Origin of the sequence: Salipiger bermudensis HTCC2601 (genome assembly GCF_000153725.1) — a bacterium.
Taxonomy (GTDB): domain Bacteria; phylum Pseudomonadota; class Alphaproteobacteria; order Rhodobacterales; family Rhodobacteraceae; genus Salipiger; species Salipiger bermudensis.
In genome coordinates, this window is sequence record NZ_DS022281.1 from 1 (window position 1) to 828 (window position 828).

At 63.0% G+C, this 828-nt stretch carries 1 protein-coding gene; it reads right to left on the reverse strand.

The window, feature by feature from the left end; translation table 11 throughout:
* Positions 1–828 (reverse strand): IS21 family transposase (gene istA, locus R2601_RS25430; RefSeq protein WP_217626414.1); only part of this gene is annotated, 828 nt, incomplete at both ends.

Consider the following 828-nt stretch of genomic DNA (forward strand, 5'->3'; position numbering starts at 1 on the left):
CTCGAAGACGTCCCAGGTCGATCGCTCGCGCAGCTCGGGGTGCGGGTGGGACTTGGCCCAGGCCAAGCAGCGATCTCGCAGCCAAGCATTCAGTTCGGCAAGGCTTTTGAAGCGCGGTCGCGGCACGAAGAAGCGCCGGCGCACGACACCGACCTGGTTCTCGACCTGGCCTTTCTCCCATCCCGATGCAGGCGTGCAGGCCACCGGATCGACAAGGTAGTGCCCGCACATCTGTTGGAAGCGGCGATTGTAGGCACGCTCCCGGCCAACGAAGATCGTCTCCACCGCTGTCTTCATATTGTCGTAGATGCCCCGCGCACAGGCGCCACCGAAGAACGCAAATGCCCGGTCGTGTGCGTCGAAGACCATCTCTTGCGTCTCGCGTGGATAGGCCCTGACGAAGAGCATTCGACTATGGCACAGCCGGACATGAGCGACCTTGACCGTCATACTCACACCATCGATCAGGACGATCTCGTGGCTCCAGTCGAACTGGTAGGCTTCTCCAGGCGCGAAGGTCAGCGGCACATAGGCGGAGGCTGATGCCTCACGTTCCGACCTCGCCCACGCCGCAGCATAGCGCCGCACCGCATCGTATCCGCCTGCGTAGCCGAGGACCTGCAACTCCTCGAACAGACGGATGCGGGTGAGCCGGTCGCGCTTGGGCTTGCGCGCGTTCTCCTCAAGCATCCGATCAAGCTCGGCCTTCCAGGGACCGATCTTCGGCTGCGGCTGGACACTGCGCTCGTAGGTGAGTTCCTGTGCAGCGACACCGCTGGTGAAACAGCGCGACATCGCAGGTGGTGATTTTGGGGGAAGCGGAAGCCG